Here is a 17,805-nt window from a genome sequence, read left to right as displayed (position 1 = left end):
ACATAATGAAAAGACCTTCCCCGTCATCCGTGGATGATAAGGAAGGTCTACTATTTTATATCAGCAATTCTCCGGCGTACCAGCATTCGTCGCTGTCTTGAACGACGAACCGCAGCCGCAGCTGACGATGGCATTCGGGTTATCGATGGTGAACCCGCCGCCCATCATGTTCTGTTTGAAATCGATCGTGGTTCCGTCGATTACCGGGATATCCATGGAGCGGATGATGACCGGGATATCGTTGACCACTTCGAATGTGTCCAATTCTTCGTTCTTCTCGTATTCGAAACCGAGGCTGTAGGAAAGACCGCTGCAGCCGCCGCCTTTGACACCAAAGCGGAGAAAGACAGTCTCTGCGTCTTCTTCCTTCAGCATGTCCTTGATCTGAAGGCTGGCACTGTCTGTAATATTCAACACCATTCAGGTTACCTCCCCTTTTCTATCTTATCTTTCAGTATACGCTCCTAAATGAAGATGCTCAAGCACCGCGCTCCCAATGGAATGTCCCAGATACTGTCTTTTCGGCTGCACCGCGCATCCAGACAGATCCGTCTTCTTCCCAGCGGATGAACAGATCTCCGCCGCTCAGATGGACGGTCACTTCTTCCCCGAAAGATGCTTTGCCATTCAATATGGCGGCCACGACTGCTGCACAAGCACCCGTTCCGCATGCCTGTGTCACACCCGACCCGCGTTCCCAGACGCGGAAATGCATTTCTGTATCCGAAAGCATCTCGATGAACTCCACATTGACTCCTTCCGGGAACCGCGGGTCATTCGTAATGATGGGACCATGCGTATAAAGCGGCGCATCATCGATAGCATCGACGAAGAATACCGCGTGCGGATTCCCCATGCTCACTGCTGTTACCGAAAGCTGTTCTTCGCCTGCCTGGAAGTCTTCGGCTACTACCTTCTGTGCAGGTGCACCTTGCATCGGAATCAGTTCGCGCTGCAAGATCGGGGCGCCCATATCCACCGTCACTTCATGCACATGTGCTCTGGTTCCATGGACTTTGGCTTCTACCTGGCCTGCTTTTGTCTGAATCGTGAATGTATCGCTTTCCACCAGGTTATTCTCATAAGCATATTTCGCAACACAGCGCAAACCGTTGCCGCAATTCATGGCTTCAGATCCATCAAGGTTGAAAATGCGCATGCCGACATCGCATGTTTCACTAGGATGGATGAGGATCAAGCCGTCGGATCCGATGCCGGTATCCCTGTCTGCTGCAGCTATCGCAAGCGGCGCCAGGCTTTCTTCCTCCAGCTGGAATTGGAATAGATCCACGAAAATATAACTGTTTTTCAAGCCATGCATTTTTACAAAAGGTATATCCATTCTCTCTTCTCCTCTACTATGAAAAAAGCCATGGCCTGCCCAAAGCAGACGCACGGCCGATTAAAATAACGGGTTTTCTTCGATGAACTTGTAAACATTCTCCACAAGCTCATCCGCTGTCTCAGCTGTGACCGGCTCCCCGTTCACCAGCGCAAATAAATGCTGCGCACAAATGCCGCAAAAGCTTGTACAGCCGTATTCTATCACATCAAGACCCGGGTCGCTGTCGAGCTTATCGAAGGCTTCCTGCGAGCCAGAGGCCAGATTGTTCACACAAAATTCAATGATCGGATTCATCCCGCTCACTCCTATTCTAGGATGTAACACTATCAAGTGATAATCCTACCACAATGCAGGATGTGAGCACAACTAGGCTGACTTCTCGACTGCCTTGCAGACCGCTTTGAGCGAAATGATCCCCTCTCCGGCAATCTCGTCATCCACCAGTACAACTGGATAGAATAAATCCTCATCGATCACCTTTGCCGCGAATTGTTTGTGTTTTTCATCCGCCGGCGGTTCATGGATGTCGATATAATCGAATTGAAACTGCTTGTTCCCGAACTTCCTTGCCAAGGCTGCCTGCAGCCATTCATACGTATCCTTTGAGCTTGGTGCATTGACGCAGCTGGCACAAATGATATCGGCGCCGTACACGGTGATCCTGGTTGTCATCCTCCCCCACCCTTTCGTAAGCTGTTACCTTCAGTTTACCGTAACTAACAGGATGTTGGAACATGTTTTTAATTGATAAAATTTCTCAGTTAGCCATCGTGGATTTTTTGACGGAAAGGATTTATAATGTATATATAATCGTAAGGGGGAAAATGGATGATGGAAAACCAAGTACAAGAAGTTCTGAATAAATTACGTCCATTCTTGCTTCGTGATGGCGGCGACGTCGAGCTTGTCGATGTTGATGAAGGTATCGTGCGTCTGCGTCTCATGGGAGCATGCGGTAACTGCCCAAGCTCTACGATCACATTGAAAGCCGGAATCGAACGTGCCTTGATGGCTGAGGTTCCTGGTGTGCGTGAGATCGAGCAAGTATTTTAATACAATGCATAAAACAGCGGGTAGGATCGATCCCCGCTGTTTTCTATTTTCAATCTGAAAACCCACAGAAATCGCTTCTGTGGGTTTTTCTCACGCTTCGATGGCCAGCTCTTCTGCACAGCTGCCTTTTGCAGCGCAGGAAAGCAGCAGCCATTCAAAGTCCGGATATTTGTTCTGATAATCCGCATGAATGGCATCTGCTCCTGCTTCATCCAGGACAGCAATCATCGTCGGGCCGGCTCCGCTCAAGTAGACACCATATGCCGCCTCCTGCAAGGAATCAGCTATTTCCCCATAATGCGGGATCATCAGCTGTCTGTAGGGCTGGTGGAAAAGATCTTTATCCATCATTTCCCCAAGCAGCTGCCAATCCTGCTGCAGCAAGGCAGCCACCGCTACATTGGCAATGCCGCTTGCCTTCACCGCTTCTTTATATGGAAGCTGCTCCGGCAGGATCGCTCTGGCATCCGCTGTTGCCAGCTTGAAAGGCGGGATCACAGCCAGGAAGCGCACATCCTTGATGGGAGCCTGAACATAATGGACCTTGTCATCATAATATCCAATCACGCAGCCTCCCAAAATAGACGGGGCTGCATTGTCTGGATGGCCTTCCAAACCAACAGCGATCTCCAGCTTTTCTTCATTGCTAAGCTGCAGCGATAAAAGGCTGTCCGCCAGCTCTATCCCGGCCACCAGGGCAGTCGCACTGCTGCCAAGCCCCCTTGCCAACGGGATATTGCTGCTCATGCGGACCGTACAGGCTGGCAGCTCTTCATATCCATAGCGTTTGGCAGCGAACATCGCTGTTTCATAAATCATATTATCCTTGCCGGACGGCAGACCTTGAACTGCATCTGACATCGGGATGAATTCCCACTCATCTCCCGGCTGCACTTCCAATTCCAGATACAGATTCAAGGCGATTCCGACAGAATCGAAGCCAGGTCCGATATTGGCCGTGCTTGCCGGGACGCTTATTTGCCAGCGCTTCATTTACATCCGCTCCTTGATGGCGTCCGCAATCACTTTCTCTTCATTCGGGAGGACAAGCGGCTGGATCGTGCTGTATTCGATCGCTGTATTCGGATCCTTCAATCCATTCCCGGTGAGCACGCAGACCACTCTCGAACCTTTTCCCACCTCATCCTGTTCCAGTGCCTTCAAAAGTCCTGCGAATGATGCGCATGATCCCGGTTCCGCAAATATGCCTTCCTCGCGGGCGATTTTCTGATAAGCAGCGATGATTTGCCCATCTGTCACCTCATCGATCGTCCCGCCTGATTCATCCCTGGCAGCAGTCGCCTTTTGCCAGCTTGCCGGATTCCCGATACGGATGGCTGTACCGACGGTCTCGGGATTCTCGAATACGCGGTCATGCACGATCGGTGCAGCCCCGCTTGCTTGATAGCCTTTCAGTACGGGCAGGTGGAATCCTTTTTCTTGCCCATATTCTTTGAAGCCTTTCCAGTAAGCACTGATATTGCCTGCATTGCCGACTGGAATGAACAGATAATCAGGAGCTTGTCCCAATTGTTCGCAAAGCTCGAAGGCTGCTGTCTTCTGCCCCTCGAGACGATATGGATTGACGGAATTGACAAGCGCGACTGGCTCCGTCTCACTCAAGTTCCGTACCACGCGCAGTGCATCATCGAAGTTGCCTTCTATCGAGAAGATTTCCGCTCCGTACATGACAGCCTGTGCAAGCTTGCCTTGGGCTATTTTGCCTTCCGGAATAACGACAAAGCAGCGCATCCCGGCACGTGCTGCATACGCAGCTGCCGAAGCCGAAGTATTCCCTGTGGAGGCACAGATGACTGCTTTTGCCCCTGCTTCTTTTGCCTTGGCAATTGCCATCACCATGCCGCGGTCCTTGAAGCTTCCCGTAGGGTTCGCACCTTCGATTTTGGCATATGCTTCAATCCCATACGCTGCTGATATTTTCTCCAGCTTCACAAGAGGTGTGTTGCCCTCCCCAAGACTGACAGCTGGTGTTTCATCCGAAATCGGCAAATGCTCCTTATAAGCTTCCAATAATCCATTCCATACCATCCTGCTCAATCCTCTCCATCTACACGATAGCAGCTGATGACTCGTTTCACGACGTCCAATTGCTCCAGCTGCTGTATGCTGTTTTCGATTTGCTGCTTACTGTGTTTGTGTGTCACCATGACGACCTCAGCTGTCTTCGAGCTAGTATGCGGCAGCTGCAGGATCTTCGCAAATGAGACATCCTGTCCGGCAAACACATTGGTGACTGCGTGGAATGCACCCGTCTGGTCCTCTGCTTCCACCCTGATGAAGTACTTTGCATGTTTTTCGGTATCATCTTTTAAAGCAGTCTTGTATTGCGGCTGCACATAAGCCTTTCCGTTTACGCCAAGCCGGATATTTTTGACCACTTCCATCAAATCCGATACGACTGCCGTCGCTGTCGGCAGTCCGCCTGCTCCCGGCCCGTAGAACATCGTCTCCCCGACTGCCTGCCCATATACATAGACAGCATTGAATTCATTCTTCACCTGTGCGAGTGGATGTGCTTCCGGCAGCAGTGTCGGCTCCACACTCACCTCGACTTTCCCATCATCCGCGGCTGCAATCCCAATCAGCTTGACGATATAACCGAGCCTCCCCGCAAACTCGATATCTTCCTGAGAGATGGAAGTGATGCCGGCCACTTCGACATCCCCATATGCCACAGGCATCTTGAAAGCCAGGTTAGCCAGCAGGGTCATCTTGCGGGCAGCATCCAGGCCCTCCACGTCCGAAGTCGGATCAGCTTCTGCGAATCCGAGCTCCTGCGCCTCCGCCAGCACTGCTTCAAAGGATAGTTTTTCATCTGTCATCTTCGTCAGGATGAAATTCGTCGTTCCATTGACAATCCCCATCACTTTCTGGATCTTATCTGAAGCAAGGCCATCACTCAGCGATCGCAGGATCGGGATACCGCCGGCAACACTGGCCTCGTAGTAAATATCGGTATCAAATTCCTGGGACAGCGCAAACAGCTTATCACCGTGCTCTGCCATCAGGTCTTTATTGGCTGTCACAATCTGTTTACGATTACGGATGCTGCGCTCCAGCAGCTGATACGTATCTTCCAGCCCGCCCATCACTTCGACGACAATATCGATCGCCGGATTATCCGTGATATCGGCAGGCTCTATCGTCAAAATACCGGGATCCTCTACATATTCCCTCTTCTTGTCTTTGTTTTTGACGAGAATCTTGGCCACTTCCACTTCACAGCCAAGCTTATAGCGTATTTGTTCTTGATGCTCCTGCAAAATCTGAACAACGCCGCTTCCGACTGTCCCAAGGCCGCATAAGCCGATTTGAATCTTTTGCTTCATCCCATCCAGCCTCCTGTCCATCTGAAATAAACAATTGTTTTTATATAAAGGACATTATAACTCTATCAATCTGCCATCGCAACCAACTTTACAAAAAATTTTCCAACAAAGGTATCTCGAGTACCTGCGGATCCACCTGCATATACTGAAATAGCCCGGCCAGGCGCTGTTCATATACACTTTGCTGCATGATAAGTTTTTCATATTCTTTCCCCGCGGTCCCTGCCAGTCCCTTTTCCATTTGATCGAACAGATGAAGCGGCATGATCAGCCTGGCATACAGCAGCCTCATTCCGAAAACCGAGAGAGGACGCACCTGCATATAAGACCGCAGGAATTCGGCAGCTTCATTCATTTCCTCGTTGAAGAAGGAATTCCTTGTATATTCCGCCAGATCACGTGCTGGATGATCATAAACGATTGTATGGGGCAGTACATATGTGTCTGCCAGCTCGGATCGGTATTTCATGAATACAGTCGTTGGCTGATCGGATTCCGTAAAACGGAATTCATCATTCGTTTCATTCAGATATTGTATCGCGAGTTCGGTCCTCCCGATCACATAATAAAATGTATCGAGGAATACTCTCTCCTCATGGACAAGGGGACGTTTTTGATACATTTCTGCATAGAGCTTTTCGGCCTGTGACAAACGCGCCGTCCATAAATCCCCCCATTTTCCATAGCTGGATAGCGTATCGGGCGCAAACGGACAGCTGGCACCAAGCTGATGGAAGGAAGCCAATTCAACACCATGGGCTTGGAGATCCCTCGTATAGGGCGGCGGCATTTCCACGACCAGGTAGGCTGTATTTTCATATACCGTCAAAATCTGTCCTTCTGTCGTTAGCATCGGCTGCGCAAGACGCGGAAAGCCCGCCTCCTGCAAATAAGCAGTGATGGCAGCCAATTCATAATAGCTGTCTTGGTCCGTCCTGGCTGGTATGATGACATATAATCGATCCGCCGTCCGATAGGCATGATAATTGCGATAGGAAACCGGTTTCCCGCTGAATCCGGGCATATATTTCTGCATCAGCTGCAACACGGGCAAACACCTCCTGCTTTATGTTATGAAGCAGCGGCGAGATTCATGTTCAGACCTGATGATTGGCGCATAAGCTAAAAGGGTATACTGCTAACAGAATCATACATAGGAAAGCGAAGTGATCTCATGACAACAGAATTAGAGAAAAAGGCACGGGAATGGCTAATCGAGCGTGGTGTACAAATCGAAGACATTGCAGAGCTTGTCCATTTCCTGCAGAATAAATATTATCCTGGCCTGACTATGGATCGCTGCATTTATAATGTGGAACGTGTCTTGTCCAAAAGAGAGGTCCAGAACGCCATCCTGACAGGTATCCAGCTTGATGTACTTACCGAACAGGGGAAACTGGAACAGCCGCTGCAGGATAACCTGGCGCGGGATGAGAGTTTATATGGTATCGATGAGGTGATCGCACTCTCCATCATCAACCTATATGGCTCCATCGGATTCACGAATTACGGCTACATCGACAAGCAGAAGCCAGGCATCCTGGCAAAGCTCAATGATAAGAGCACCGGGGAATGCCATACGTTCCTGGATGATATTGTCGGGGCTATTGCTGCTGCAGCAGCCAGCAGGCTTGCACACAGTCAGAATGAAGAACAAAATATCGATGGTTAAAAAGAAGCAGCAGCTTGGAAAGGCTGCTTTTTTAAAAAATGTAAGGAATCCTGCGGAGGGCATCAGGAACTGCTATCACTGGGGTTTTTCCAAGGAAAAAAGAGCAGCCCCCATTGACGGGGCTGCTCTTTATTTGAATTCCCATTCGTTCAGCGTATCGATTGTATAAGTCGGTTTTGGATCAAGGGATGGAAGCTCGTCCCGTTTTGTAAAACCGGTGCATACCATCAGTGTGTCCATTCCCGCCCTGATTCCGGCAGTGATGTCTGTCAGGTAATTGTCACCTACCATGAGGACTTGTTCCCTGTCCAGATCCAATAGCTTCCTGGCCTGTTCCATCATGATGCTTTCTGGTTTCCCGATGAATGTCGGTTCGATGCCAGTGCTTACGGAAATGACAGCCGTCAGCGACCCGTTGCCGGGCATCAAGCCTGCTTCGGTCGGCAGTGCCCGGTCACTGTTCGTCGAAAGGAACTTTGCACCTGCCCGGACAAGCAAGCATGCCTTTGCCAGCTTTTCGTATGTAATGTTGGTATCTAGGCCGATTACGACATAATCGCAGTCCTCTTCTGCCAACGTGAGTTCCTCTTTTGCCAGGGCATCGAAAAGCCCCTCTTCCCCAATGGCATATACCCGCGCTTTCGGATCATGCTCGCGAATATAGGCAGCTGTTGCCATACTCGTCGTGAATACATCTTCTGGATCGGCTTCAATATCCATGTGACGAAGCTTTGCCGCCACCTGCTCCTGTGTACGCGTGGAGTTATTCGTCACGAAAAGATGCTTTTTACCCGCATCCTTCAAGCTGCGGATGAATCCTGGGGCCGCTTCGATCCGTTCATTCCCAAGATACATGGTTCCATCTAAATCAATCAGATACCCTTCATATGCTTTCATTGTCACCGCTCCTTGCAAAAGCGGAAGCTGTCCGCGTCTCATTCACCAGATATGCCCTTACCCATTCCACATAATGCCCCAGCAATCCCTTATATTCCTCCATCGTTTCAGCAAGCTTTTTGTGATCCACATGCAGATAATCGCCAGTAAGCATTTTGCGCAATGCAATGATTTCCTTGAAGGCCGGTGCCGTATCTTCCTCTATCACCTGTTCGTCGGCAAGGATGTCGATAATATCATCATAGCTGCCCGGATCACGCATGATGAATCCGTCGATCACACTATTTCCCGTATCAAGGATACCCTCGATCAAGAGCTGCGCCCGGCGTTCGGCAGCAAGCTTTTCGGAAATCCCTTCCCCGGAAGGAATCTCTGCAGCCAGCAGTTCTTCCATATATGTAAGGACTTCTTCTATTTTTCGTTTATCCACAAAGTACATTGTCATTGCCCCTCTCTTGCACTTACTTTGCCGGAAGCTTTTTCAGGACAAAGTAGGCACACCCAAAATTGCAATACTCATACAAATAATCTTCCAATGTGCTGATTTTCGTGTCGAAGGTGGCCTTCGGATTATCGTCGTCAAAGAAACCTTTCAGACGAAGCTGTTCATATCCCCAGTCACCTACAATATAATCATATTTCGTCAAGATTTCGCTGTAGCGGTTTTGGAATGCCTGTTCCTGAAAGGCTCCCTTTATATCCTGCACAACTTCATAATGTTTGCCTTGTACTGTTGTTTTCACCACTATCGACTCCCCTATCCTGCCTCTAGTTTAGCATATTTCCATTATAATTTCGCTTCCCTTCCTTCGGGACTCGTGATTATGACTCATGAAATTCCGATCTCTGTACAAACTAACAGCAAACGTACAAGGAAAGGTGAGCAGCACATGAAAAAGATATACATTGCCATGCTGCTGATCCTCCTGTTCTCAAGCTTTCCATTCCCGGCTTCTGTCAAAGGAGCGGAAAAAAGCGATGAGGCCAAGCAGGAGCGCATGGCACTTTACAAAAAGACGGCAGCTGCCACAGGACTTCCTTGGTATTATCTGGCTGCAATCGATCAGTATGAGCATAATCTCCCGACAGAATCCAAAGAAGAGAAATTGATTGCAATCGAAATTCCGGAGGAGAAATGGTTTGGCGCTGCCAAACATGGGGACGATGCAGATGAATCCTCCATTATATGGTTCCATGGTTTAGGACGGGATGGCGATGGGGACAAGAAGGCCGATCCCGACAATCCAGAGGATGTCCTTTACACGGTAGCTTCTTTCATCCAGAGGATCGGGACGACGAAGAACGACATCAAGATTGCCCTCTGGCATTATTATGAACGTGATCTTACCGTCCAGACCATCATGAATACGGCCAAGCTCTATGAAAAGTTCGATACGATCGAACTGGACGAGCGCTCTTTTCCGCTGCCGCTCCGCCATAACTACAGCTATCGGAACACATGGGGAGATGCCAGGGGCTTTGGCGGAAGAAGGATTCATGAAGGCACGGATATCTTCGCCAATTATGGTGTGCCTGTGTACGCAACCACATACGGTGTCATTGAACTAAAGGGCTGGAATCTGTACGGCGGCTGGCGCATCGGTCTTCGGGACAGCAATAATATTTATCACTACTATGCCCATTTGAACGGGTTTGAAAAAGGGGTATCTGTCGGGGATGTCGTCAAACCCGGTGATGTCATCGGCTATGTAGGCGCAAGCGGTTACGGCCCGCCTGGAACATCAGGGAAATTCCCGCCGCATTTGCATTATGGTATGTATAAAGACAATGGAAGATCGGAATTTTCCTTCGATCCATACCCTTACCTAAGAATTTGGGAACAAAAATCAAAACAGCAAAAAAGGGAAGGCTGAAAGTCATTCGCCTTCCTTTTGCATTGGTATGGAGAACGATGGTGATGAACCAGATCCCCCTCCATTATTATAAAATTCCGGTACTTGCCCCTGGATGACCGTGCTGCCAAGCAGCACATCCTGTTTCACTGTCGTCGTCTTGGTTGAGAATGGGATGATGATCCGGACATTTGCTTTGATTTCGACCATGAAGACGAACATTGCATTGTTGATGCCATATTCCTCCACCTTTACATCGACACCAGACTCCACATAACCGATCATTTCGAATTTCACCGGGATCCGCGGACCAAGATTGGCAAGCAAAGCATTATTGGTTGCTTGACCAAGCGGTATATCGACCAGAGTCGGATCTTCCTCCAATTTCTCCTGGATGACATCGGCCGCAGCCTCCTCTGCCAGCTGCTCCTGACTGATGGCAGGCATTTCCCCATCCTCCATCAGCCGCAAATAATTCTGTACGCGAAAAGTCACCTTCCGCAGCACTTCATTCACGGTTGCAGCATCCCAGCTGGCATGTGTGACATTCCCATTCGCATCTTTCTCTACTTGCACGAATGCATTCAAGTCCAAATCCGCTTCCTTCTCCGCCTGCACTGCCTGGTTGATCGCCTGTTTGGCAAACTGCTCTGTCTTCGTCTCGGCAATTGCCATAAGCGTCGGCTCCAATCCCCTATTCACCAGCCATAGACTCAAGGACGTCAACAGCAGGAAAAGCAATATGCTCATCAGGAGCACATGGCGAAAGGAAGGTGGTGCTTTAGAAGCTCTGCGCTGCCATGGACGCATGAAAAAACCCCCTTGAAACAAGCTTATGCTTGACCAAGGGAGCTTAGAATAGGCTAGTCGCTCTCAGCTGATGTCGAACAAGCGACTACCGTGATATTCAAATGCTCATACAGATCCACTTCATATGGCTCCGGATCCGTCCCATCGGCCTCCTGCAAAATCCGGACAATCGGCCGGGTATTGATATCCTCATTCTGCCGGATGACGATGCCCATGCGGCCATCACTCAGCCGTACAGTCAGCCCTGTTGGATAAATGGCCACACTTCTTTTGAAGGCCTCGACCATCTCCATATCGAACTGATCGCCTGCTCCGGCAAATAATATTTCCAAGCCTTCATGCGGCAGCATGGCATCCCGGTATACACGGTTGCTCGTCACAGCGTCGAATACATCAGCGATGCCGATAATCTTGGCATAGAAATGAATATCCGGACCGCTTATGCCGCGGGGGTAACCAGAACCATTTATCCGTTCGTGATGCTGGTAAGCGCAATGTGCTATGACAAGCGGGATATTGTTCATCTGGCGTAAATAATGAAAGCCTTTCGTCGTATGCTCCTTGATCTGCTCGAATTCTGCGTCCGTCAGTTTTCCGGTCTTCTGCAGAATTTCCTGGGGGACAAACATTTTTCCTACATCATGCAAAATGGCTCCGAATCCGATTTCCTCGACAACGGAAATCGGAAGCCGCATTTCGTTGGCAATCGCCATCGCATACAGCGCGACATTGACTGAATGAGAAAAGATATAATCGTCGTATATGAGCATATCGGATAGGATCGTCAATGTTTGGCGCTTCGGCCGAAGATTGCTTACCATCTCCTGGATGGAACTCGTGATTTTTTCAGTCATTTTGTCTGTCAAATATCGTCCGTTTTCACTTCGCTTGATTTCCTGAAAGGACTTATGGATGACCTGCATCGCTTTTAGGCGCTCTTCATTGGAAGTGGAGAATGCAAGCTCGATGTCCTGCAGCCTGTCATCCCGGATATAGACATAGGTATACCTTAGCTCCTTTAAACGATCGATAATACCAGCCGTCAATTCCACATCCCGCTGGATAAGTATACTGCCTTTATCATTATATACGGGCTGGGCGAGCCGGCTTCCGGGCTTTACCGATTTTGTCGAAACTAATCTCATTGTCGTACCCCTTATCTTCTCCAACATTCCATTCTGATAAAATAGTACCAGAAAAACGGCAAACAATCTAGAATGATGATACAGGCTTCGACAATTTTTTCAAGGCAGGAGGAGCAGCGCTTCTTTACCTGTGATACCAGGTTTCCAGCCGTACGCCAAAGAAGCATCCGTTACTTTTTCAAGCGGTGCAGCCAGCAGCTGCTCTATCGTCTTGACACCGACCGCCCTCCCGGAAATGATGTTTCGATCGGCTAATCTGTCATTGAGCAAATCAACATCCAGCGCTCCGCACATGATATAACCGACATCATTCGACACGACCAGCAGGGTTGTTTTCGGCAGTTTGACTGTTACGGCGGTAAAAGGCTTCCCTTCCAAAAACATGGGTTCTACAGTCATCAATTTAAATACACCTCCGTTATATCCTATGTAGGAAAAACGGAGGTGTTTGCTCATTTTTCAATTTCCTTCAATGCTTCCAGGAGCAGATCCCGAAGCATTTCCGGCATATAATATTTCTTTCCTTCCGCCTGCTTGATACACGGGAGCAAACTGCCGAAAGTGAATGTATCAGCCATGGCAGTGATATAGCGTCGTTCCGGTTCAAGCGGCTTGCCGTTGATCCGCAAATTCACCGCTTTCGGTTTTGCTGTCGTACCAGCTATATCAAACGATAATCCGCTGTACACCATCTTTCCGATGACCTTGCCGCGGAAGCCGAAACCTTTGAGCGGGAAAGTGACGAAATCGGGCTGCAGGGCAGCGTCGACAATCTGTTGCAGCTCTTCGCCCGTCAATGGTACCGTTGCGGGATTGATCGGATGCGGGCAGATTCGGTGGATATCCATATAGGATACAGCTCCTGCCGGAAAACTATCCAGCAGCACGCCGGCATTCAGAAAAGCAAGATCTGCGCCCGTCCATCGATGCAGATAATCTGTCAAAAGATCCATCACATGGGAATCTTCATATGGAGCAGACGGCATTGGATCCGGCAGCACAACGGCAGGACGATGCATGGCTTTCACTGCGTTATCCGAATAGACCGCAACCTGCTCAGCCATGTCGGCATCCTCTTCCAAGTCTGCCACGGGTATGGCCTTGGCTTTCTTTTCGATGATGACTTGCTGTTCTGCGTCCCAGATGATTTCCACTTCACCGAAATAAAAGCCCTGCTTGCCTGCAGTCGTGATCAGGCATTGATTTACATATTCGCCTTCATGAAGCAGATGATGGGTATGCCCGCCAATGATTATGTCTATTTCCGGAAAGGCAGCCGCTATATCACGATCCGCATAAATACCTAAGTGGGAAAGCAATACAACCACATCACAGGAAGGCCCAAGCTTGCCGATCTCACGCTTCAGCACTTGCATTGGATCCTCGATATCCCAGCCGATCAGATTATAGAAATCCGGAAAAGGCGCCGTCAGCCCGATCATGCCGACTTTCATCCCGCCGGCAGTTTCGACAATCCAGGAAGACTCCATCCAGCCAGGATCCTCATCCTTTTGTGAATGGAGATTCGCTACGGCTACACGGAATTCCGCTTCATCATATAAATGATAAAGATCATCATAATCCAGTGTGATCCCTTCATTGTTCCCGATCGTGGCGAAATCATAACCCGCTTCATTCAGCAAGCTTATGTTCGCTTTGCCGCGGAATGCCTCTGCAATCGGCCGGGATCGATCGACATGATCACCAATATCAATCAGCCAGCATGTTTCCCCAGCATCCGTAAGCTTCTGCTTATTCCGCTTCAAATAACCGGTGATCTTCGGCCAGTTTTCAAAATAGCTATGCAAATCATTTGTGTAGTTGATAGTCAGCTTTTCCTGCATCCTTCTCTACTCCTTTATTACGACAACCCATCCCAGATCAGACGGACAGCAACTAATACGAGCATGATACGCAATATCCAGACAACCGTATTCCCCTTGAGCAGCTGGTTGACTTTCGCTCCGAGTATACCGCCAAGAATCGCCCCTGGAATAAAGGCCCATACAACGTTCCATTCCACATGCCCGAGGGAAATATGCATGACAGTACTAACGATACTCAGGAAAAATACCATCAGCATACTTGTGGCGACAGCGACATGTGCCGGGAATCCGAACATCAGGATCATGGCAGGCACCATGAAGCTGCCTCCGCCAATGCCGAACATACCGGAAAGCAGTCCCACAAACAACGACAGTACAAATGCCGCTATGAAACGGAAGCTATATGTATATGTGGTTCCGTCGATCTCTTTTGTAACGATGATACCTTTCGGGTTGATCACTTCTCGTTCCTTGCGTTTTACGAAGAACATAAAGAAAACAAGCAGCACCAGTATGCCAAAGTATAGCGAAAAACCATCACCCGAGATAAAACGATTCAGGAATGAACCAAGAATAGCTCCCGGCATCCCGCCTGCCAAGAAAATGAGTCCGCTTTTGTAATCAACCCGCCCGCTTTTCATATATGTAAGCGTAGAAGACAAGCCTGTAAAAATCATAAAGATGACAGATACACCAACGATTGCTTGTGGTGTAGCCCAACTGAATCCCTCCCAAAAGCTGCTCAAAATCAGCAGCGACGGCACAAGGATGATTCCTCCTCCCAAACCTACCAGACTGCCGAGCGCTGCTGCAAGGAGTCCTATTACTAAACTTACGGCAAAAACCATAGGTATCCCTTCCATCTTTTATGTAGAATATAAAAATAGCATGACTGCATACCGCAGTCATACCATTATAACAGAATTCATTTATATTTGACCGATCCGCCGTTCACCGGAATTTCCGCGCCATTGACATATGCTGCTTTATCGGAAGCCAAGAAGGCAATCACATTGGCGATCTCCTCCGGCTTGCCGATTTCCCCGCGAGGTATCTGACGGACTTCCTTCGCGAAGTAGCTGACAGCCTCCTCGCCTTCTTTATCGAACATATCGCTGAGCATATCGACCATGCCGCCGGGTTTATTCCACATCGTCGTCCGCGTCGGACCTGGTGAGACGACATTCACTCGGATATCCCCGCCGAATTCATCAGCCAAAGCCTGCGTGAGATTGAGAATGGCTGCTTTGCTTGCGCTATAATCTATCGCGAACGAATCCGGCACATGCCCGCTTTCGGATGCCACATTCACGATGCTTGCACCCGGCTGTTTCTTCAGTTCCGGAATGGCAGCCTTCGTCAGGGCTACCACTGCAAACAAGTTCGTCTCGAAAGTCTCACGCCAAATATCAAGTGTCACATCCATGAAGCTATCTTTATAGATGGCAATTCCAGCAATATTAGCTAACATATCCAGCTTCCCGAAATGGGAGACGGCAGCCTCCACTACTTTATCCGCTGCACCTTCATCTGTCAGATCCAGTGCCAGCGGCAGGAACGAAGAACGATCCGCCATGTCCTTCACATCATCTGTTTTCAAGCTGACTCCGACGACTTTGGCTCCTTCATCCAGAAATGCTTTTGCTGTTTCCAGACCAATACCATCATTGGCCCCGGTAACGATTGCTACTTTTCCTTCCAGATTGTAGTGCATGGGCTTCATCTCCTTTGTTAAAGGAAATGTTCCCGGCACTGGTCATCCTCAAACGCACCGTGCATACTGGCTCTCAACTTATATGGAAATCACTCAGTGTTCACGGACAGGAGTAATAGGAATACCTCTAGTCAGGGCACTTACCAAATTATCAGCAGCTAAATGAGCCATCTGCATTCTGGTTCTTACACTGGCACTTCCTATATGTGGCAGCGCGACCACGTTTGGCAAGGAAAGTAATGGATGCTCAAGGCGTACCGGCTCTTGTTCGAAAACATCCAGCCCTGCCGCCCATATGTCCCCTCGGCTCAAGGCATTATATAGAGCATCCTCATCGACAATTCCGCCTCTTGATGAATTTACTAATATCGCAGTGTTTTTCATGAGTGATAATTCTTCTTCCCCAATCATGTGGTGGGATTCATCGTTATACGGAATCATGATACATACATAATCAGACTGTCGTAATAAGTCAGGCAGATTTGCATATGAGATATCCAGTTCCTGTTCCTTGTTAATCTTTCTGGTTCGACTATAATAAAGTACGTTCATATCAAAGCCTTTCGCCCGTTTCACAAGTGCTTCTCCAATTCGGCCCAATCCAATGATGCCTATGGTAGCGCCGTGAATATCCTGTCCCGTCAACTGCATTAGGGACCACGCTCCCCAGCCCCCACTGCGCAATGTATCTGATGCTTCCACAACTCTCCGTCCAGCTGCCATTAACAATGCAAAAGTCAAATCGGCTGTAGTTTCGGTCAAAACTCCCGGCGTATTTGTAATGATGATACCTTTCTTTGCCGCTGCTTCCATATCGATATTGTCATAGCCGACAGCCAGGTTACAAATAACCTTTAGCTGAGCAGCTCTATTTACCATTTCTTCATCAATGGCATCTGTTAACAAACATAATAAGCCATCTGTATCTTCTATTTCTTTCAGCAAAACATCTCTCGGTACAGGTATGTTTTCTTCCTCCCACATTTTCAATTGAAAATAGCCAGATAGCTTATCAAGAACTTCTCTTGGCAGCTTCCTAGTCAGATAAACCTTGCTCTTCAAGTTTTTCTCCTCCTTTTTGGGATGGAAATCAAACTATTAAGGAATTCGTTTTCAATTTCCGATACATTAAACAGGTGGAAGTTTCCTTCAAATATATCTCCAAAGAAGAAATCTCCCTACAGTTTTTTTCCAGTGGTCGAGGTGCGAGTCTTCTGTAAATTAGATAGATAATATTCGTATCTCTGGTTAGCTACAGCTGCCACTAACACATCGACAATCGTCAACTGAGCAATCCTGGAGGATATTGCATCTGTGCGGAATAATGTTTCATTCGACGCTGTTTGAAGGACGATATCAGATATTTTTGTAATCGGTGACTTAGTTGAATTGGTAATGCAAATCCGTGTTGCTCCTGCCTCTTTAGCCAATTCCATGGCTGCCAGAACTTCTCTATTCGATCCAGTATGGGAAATCCCTATCACAACATCCTGTTCTGTAAGCACGCTGGCGGACATTGCCTGGAGTACAGCATCATTATAGGCAAACGATTTTATCCCTAGTTTTAATAGCTTATGGTGAGCATCCAGCGCAACTGTTCCTGAACCACCGGTACCATAAAATTCAATCAACCTTGCTTTAGATATCGCTTTTACAGCTTCCTGGATTTCCTCGTCGCTGCATACTTCAATGGAATCATACAGAGCTTGGATATTTGATTGGAAAACCTTCTTTTTTATTGTAATGAAATCATCACCTTTTTCGATCACTTCCGAAATCTGCTTGTCTGGGGCAACAACCTCTTTGGCCAGATGAATTTTAAAGTCCTGAAATCCTTTATACCCGAGCCGCTTACATAAACGGACAACAGAGGATTCACTTGTTTCACTTCTTTCTGCAACTTCCGTAATAGACAGATGAATGATTTCTTCTTGATGATTTTCAATGAACTCAACTATCTTTTTCTCAGAATCCCTCAGCTTTGTCTTCGCTGCATTAATTCTGGTAAAAAAACCGGGAGTGGTATTGATATTTAAACCGTTCATTGATAATTCCTACCTTCTCTTCTTATTTCTTGTAATTACTATTTTATTATAATGGTGCCTTCTTTTCTAATTGAAAAAAGAAAGGCAATGGAATT

Annotated in this window: 22 protein-coding genes; 3 read left to right on the top strand and 19 right to left on the bottom strand. The window is 48.2% G+C overall.

Going from position 1 to position 17,805, the window contains the following annotated elements; genetic code table 11:
* Window positions 1-60 precede the first annotated feature (60 nt).
* The 4 genes from MHI54_RS13905 to MHI54_RS13890 form a co-directional block, all read right to left on the bottom strand.
* On the bottom strand, window positions 61-420 hold the full coding sequence (locus MHI54_RS13905) for an iron-sulfur cluster assembly accessory protein (protein ID WP_095215937.1): 360 nt from the start codon (window positions 418-420) through the stop codon (window positions 61-63).
* A 58-nt stretch (window positions 421-478) separates the two neighbouring features.
* Window positions 479-1,342 carry a diaminopimelate epimerase gene (gene dapF, locus MHI54_RS13900; RefSeq protein ID WP_095215936.1) on the bottom strand — a complete coding sequence of 288 codons (864 nt, stop codon included), beginning with the start codon at window positions 1,340-1,342 and terminating at the stop codon, window positions 479-481.
* Between the two features lie 60 nt (window positions 1,343-1,402).
* Window positions 1,403-1,639, bottom strand: a complete 237-nt coding sequence (locus tag MHI54_RS13895) for a YuzB family protein (RefSeq protein ID WP_095215935.1) — start codon at window positions 1,637-1,639, stop codon at window positions 1,403-1,405.
* A gap of 72 nt (window positions 1,640-1,711) precedes the next feature.
* Window positions 1,712-2,017 (bottom strand): YuzD family protein, encoded by a 306-nt coding sequence (locus MHI54_RS13890; RefSeq protein WP_340081911.1) that lies wholly within the window; start codon window positions 2,015-2,017, stop codon window positions 1,712-1,714.
* 156 nt (window positions 2,018-2,173) lie between these two features.
* On the opposite strand from MHI54_RS13890, the gene MHI54_RS13885 reads away from it, so the two are divergent.
* The gene (locus MHI54_RS13885) at window positions 2,174-2,398 is read left to right on the top strand and encodes a NifU family protein (protein WP_038564952.1); all 225 of its coding nucleotides are present in this window, start codon (window positions 2,174-2,176) and stop codon (window positions 2,396-2,398) included.
* 90 nt (window positions 2,399-2,488) lie between these two features.
* Here MHI54_RS13885 and thrB read toward each other — a convergent pair whose 3' ends face one another.
* The 4 genes from thrB to MHI54_RS13865 all read right to left on the bottom strand — a co-directional run bounded on the left by thrB (window position 2,489) and on the right by MHI54_RS13865 (window position 6,796).
* Entirely contained in the window at window positions 2,489-3,391 is a 903-nt protein-coding gene (gene thrB, locus MHI54_RS13880) for a homoserine kinase (protein ID WP_340081910.1), read from the bottom strand.
* Window positions 3,392-4,447: a threonine synthase gene (gene thrC, locus MHI54_RS13875; protein WP_340081909.1), complete on the bottom strand. Its 1,056-nt coding sequence runs from the start codon at window positions 4,445-4,447 to the stop codon at window positions 3,392-3,394.
* A 5-nt stretch (window positions 4,448-4,452) separates the two neighbouring features.
* Window positions 4,453-5,748, bottom strand: a complete 1,296-nt coding sequence (locus MHI54_RS13870; RefSeq protein ID WP_340081908.1) for a homoserine dehydrogenase — start codon at window positions 5,746-5,748, stop codon at window positions 4,453-4,455.
* Between the two features lie 88 nt (window positions 5,749-5,836).
* A complete protein-coding gene (locus MHI54_RS13865; protein ID WP_340081907.1) occupies window positions 5,837-6,796 on the bottom strand; it encodes a hypothetical protein in 960 nt (319 codons plus the stop codon).
* A 126-nt stretch (window positions 6,797-6,922) separates the two neighbouring features.
* On the opposite strand from MHI54_RS13865, the gene MHI54_RS13860 reads away from it, so the two are divergent.
* Complete coding sequence (locus tag MHI54_RS13860; protein ID WP_095215929.1) at window positions 6,923-7,420, top strand: phosphatidylglycerophosphatase A; 498 nt, start codon at window positions 6,923-6,925, stop codon at window positions 7,418-7,420.
* Window positions 7,421-7,549: 129 nt separating this feature from the next.
* Here MHI54_RS13860 and MHI54_RS13855 read toward each other — a convergent pair whose 3' ends face one another.
* From MHI54_RS13855 to MHI54_RS13845, 3 genes are read right to left on the bottom strand one after another with little or no spacing between them, the layout of a single operon-like run.
* Window positions 7,550-8,317, bottom strand: a complete 768-nt coding sequence (locus MHI54_RS13855; protein ID WP_340081906.1) for a TIGR01457 family HAD-type hydrolase — start codon at window positions 8,315-8,317, stop codon at window positions 7,550-7,552.
* Window positions 8,304-8,756 carry a DUF86 domain-containing protein gene (locus MHI54_RS13850; RefSeq protein ID WP_095215927.1) on the bottom strand — a complete coding sequence of 151 codons (453 nt, stop codon included), beginning with the start codon at window positions 8,754-8,756 and terminating at the stop codon, window positions 8,304-8,306. Before MHI54_RS13850 ends, MHI54_RS13855 begins: the two co-directional genes overlap by 14 nt.
* A 22-nt stretch (window positions 8,757-8,778) precedes the next feature.
* Complete coding sequence (locus tag MHI54_RS13845; protein WP_095215993.1) at window positions 8,779-9,060, bottom strand: YutD family protein; 282 nt, start codon at window positions 9,058-9,060, stop codon at window positions 8,779-8,781.
* A gap of 147 nt (window positions 9,061-9,207) precedes the next feature.
* Between MHI54_RS13845 and MHI54_RS13840 the strand changes: the two genes are divergently transcribed.
* Complete coding sequence (locus tag MHI54_RS13840; protein WP_340081905.1) at window positions 9,208-10,191, top strand: M23 family metallopeptidase; 984 nt, start codon at window positions 9,208-9,210, stop codon at window positions 10,189-10,191.
* A 3-nt stretch (window positions 10,192-10,194) separates the two neighbouring features.
* Here the strand turns inward: MHI54_RS13840 and yunB are convergent, their stop codons facing one another.
* The 8 genes from yunB to MHI54_RS13800 all read right to left on the bottom strand — a co-directional run bounded on the left by yunB (window position 10,195) and on the right by MHI54_RS13800 (window position 17,710).
* Entirely contained in the window at window positions 10,195-10,980 is a 786-nt protein-coding gene (yunB, locus tag MHI54_RS13835; RefSeq protein WP_095215925.1) for a sporulation protein YunB, read from the bottom strand.
* A gap of 53 nt (window positions 10,981-11,033) precedes the next feature.
* Window positions 11,034-12,125 carry an HD-GYP domain-containing protein gene (locus tag MHI54_RS13830; RefSeq protein ID WP_340081904.1) on the bottom strand — a complete coding sequence of 364 codons (1,092 nt, stop codon included), beginning with the start codon at window positions 12,123-12,125 and terminating at the stop codon, window positions 11,034-11,036.
* Between the two features lie 99 nt (window positions 12,126-12,224).
* On the bottom strand, window positions 12,225-12,527 hold the full coding sequence (locus MHI54_RS13825; protein ID WP_095215992.1) for a DUF1805 domain-containing protein: 303 nt from the start codon (window positions 12,525-12,527) through the stop codon (window positions 12,225-12,227).
* 50 nt (window positions 12,528-12,577) lie between these two features.
* Window positions 12,578-13,969: a bifunctional UDP-sugar hydrolase/5'-nucleotidase gene (locus tag MHI54_RS13820; RefSeq protein WP_095215923.1), complete on the bottom strand. Its 1,392-nt coding sequence runs from the start codon at window positions 13,967-13,969 to the stop codon at window positions 12,578-12,580.
* 17 nt (window positions 13,970-13,986) lie between these two features.
* Complete coding sequence (locus tag MHI54_RS13815; RefSeq protein WP_340081903.1) at window positions 13,987-14,799, bottom strand: sulfite exporter TauE/SafE family protein; 813 nt, start codon at window positions 14,797-14,799, stop codon at window positions 13,987-13,989.
* Between the two features lie 77 nt (window positions 14,800-14,876).
* The gene (locus MHI54_RS13810; protein WP_340081902.1) at window positions 14,877-15,665 is read right to left on the bottom strand and encodes an SDR family oxidoreductase; all 789 of its coding nucleotides are present in this window, start codon (window positions 15,663-15,665) and stop codon (window positions 14,877-14,879) included.
* A 93-nt stretch (window positions 15,666-15,758) separates the two neighbouring features.
* On the bottom strand, window positions 15,759-16,727 hold the full coding sequence (locus MHI54_RS13805) for a D-glycerate dehydrogenase (RefSeq protein ID WP_095215920.1): 969 nt from the start codon (window positions 16,725-16,727) through the stop codon (window positions 15,759-15,761).
* 116 nt (window positions 16,728-16,843) lie between these two features.
* Complete coding sequence (locus MHI54_RS13800) at window positions 16,844-17,710, bottom strand: MurR/RpiR family transcriptional regulator (RefSeq protein WP_095215919.1); 867 nt, start codon at window positions 17,708-17,710, stop codon at window positions 16,844-16,846.
* Between the last annotated feature and the right edge of the window lie 95 nt (window positions 17,711-17,805).

This window comes from Terribacillus sp. FSL K6-0262 (assembly GCF_037977385.1).
Lineage (GTDB): Bacteria > Bacillota > Bacilli > Bacillales > Amphibacillaceae > Terribacillus.
Note: the sequence above shows the minus strand (reverse complement) of the source record. Positions and strands in the feature narration are given on the sequence as shown.

Coding starts and splice junctions, on each gene's coding strand:
- MHI54_RS13905 (WP_095215937.1), bottom strand. CDS start 420: ATGGTGTTGAATATTACAGACAGTGCCAGCCTTCAGATCAAGGACATG.
- dapF (WP_095215936.1), bottom strand. CDS start 1,342: ATGGATATACCTTTTGTAAAAATGCATGGCTTGAAAAACAGTTATATT.
- MHI54_RS13895 (WP_095215935.1), bottom strand. CDS start 1,639: ATGAATCCGATCATTGAATTTTGTGTGAACAATCTGGCCTCTGGCTCG.
- MHI54_RS13890 (WP_340081911.1), bottom strand. CDS start 2,017: ATGACAACCAGGATCACCGTGTACGGCGCCGATATCATTTGTGCCAGC.
- MHI54_RS13885 (WP_038564952.1), top strand. CDS start 2,174: ATGATGGAAAACCAAGTACAAGAAGTTCTGAATAAATTACGTCCATTC.
- thrB (WP_340081910.1), bottom strand. CDS start 3,391: ATGAAGCGCTGGCAAATAAGCGTCCCGGCAAGCACGGCCAATATCGGA.
- thrC (WP_340081909.1), bottom strand. CDS start 4,447: ATGGTATGGAATGGATTATTGGAAGCTTATAAGGAGCATTTGCCGATT.
- MHI54_RS13870 (WP_340081908.1), bottom strand. CDS start 5,748: ATGAAGCAAAAGATTCAAATCGGCTTATGCGGCCTTGGGACAGTCGGA.
- MHI54_RS13860 (WP_095215929.1), top strand. CDS start 6,923: ATGACAACAGAATTAGAGAAAAAGGCACGGGAATGGCTAATCGAGCGT.
- MHI54_RS13855 (WP_340081906.1), bottom strand. CDS start 8,317: ATGAAAGCATATGAAGGGTATCTGATTGATTTAGATGGAACCATGTAT.
- MHI54_RS13850 (WP_095215927.1), bottom strand. CDS start 8,756: ATGTACTTTGTGGATAAACGAAAAATAGAAGAAGTCCTTACATATATG.
- MHI54_RS13840 (WP_340081905.1), top strand. CDS start 9,208: ATGAAAAAGATATACATTGCCATGCTGCTGATCCTCCTGTTCTCAAGC.
- yunB (WP_095215925.1), bottom strand. CDS start 10,980: ATGCGTCCATGGCAGCGCAGAGCTTCTAAAGCACCACCTTCCTTTCGC.
- MHI54_RS13830 (WP_340081904.1), bottom strand. CDS start 12,125: ATGAGATTAGTTTCGACAAAATCGGTAAAGCCCGGAAGCCGGCTCGCC.
- MHI54_RS13820 (WP_095215923.1), bottom strand. CDS start 13,969: ATGCAGGAAAAGCTGACTATCAACTACACAAATGATTTGCATAGCTAT.
- MHI54_RS13815 (WP_340081903.1), bottom strand. CDS start 14,799: ATGGTTTTTGCCGTAAGTTTAGTAATAGGACTCCTTGCAGCAGCGCTC.
- MHI54_RS13810 (WP_340081902.1), bottom strand. CDS start 15,665: ATGCACTACAATCTGGAAGGAAAAGTAGCAATCGTTACCGGGGCCAAT.
- MHI54_RS13800 (WP_095215919.1), bottom strand. CDS start 17,710: ATGAACGGTTTAAATATCAATACCACTCCCGGTTTTTTTACCAGAATT.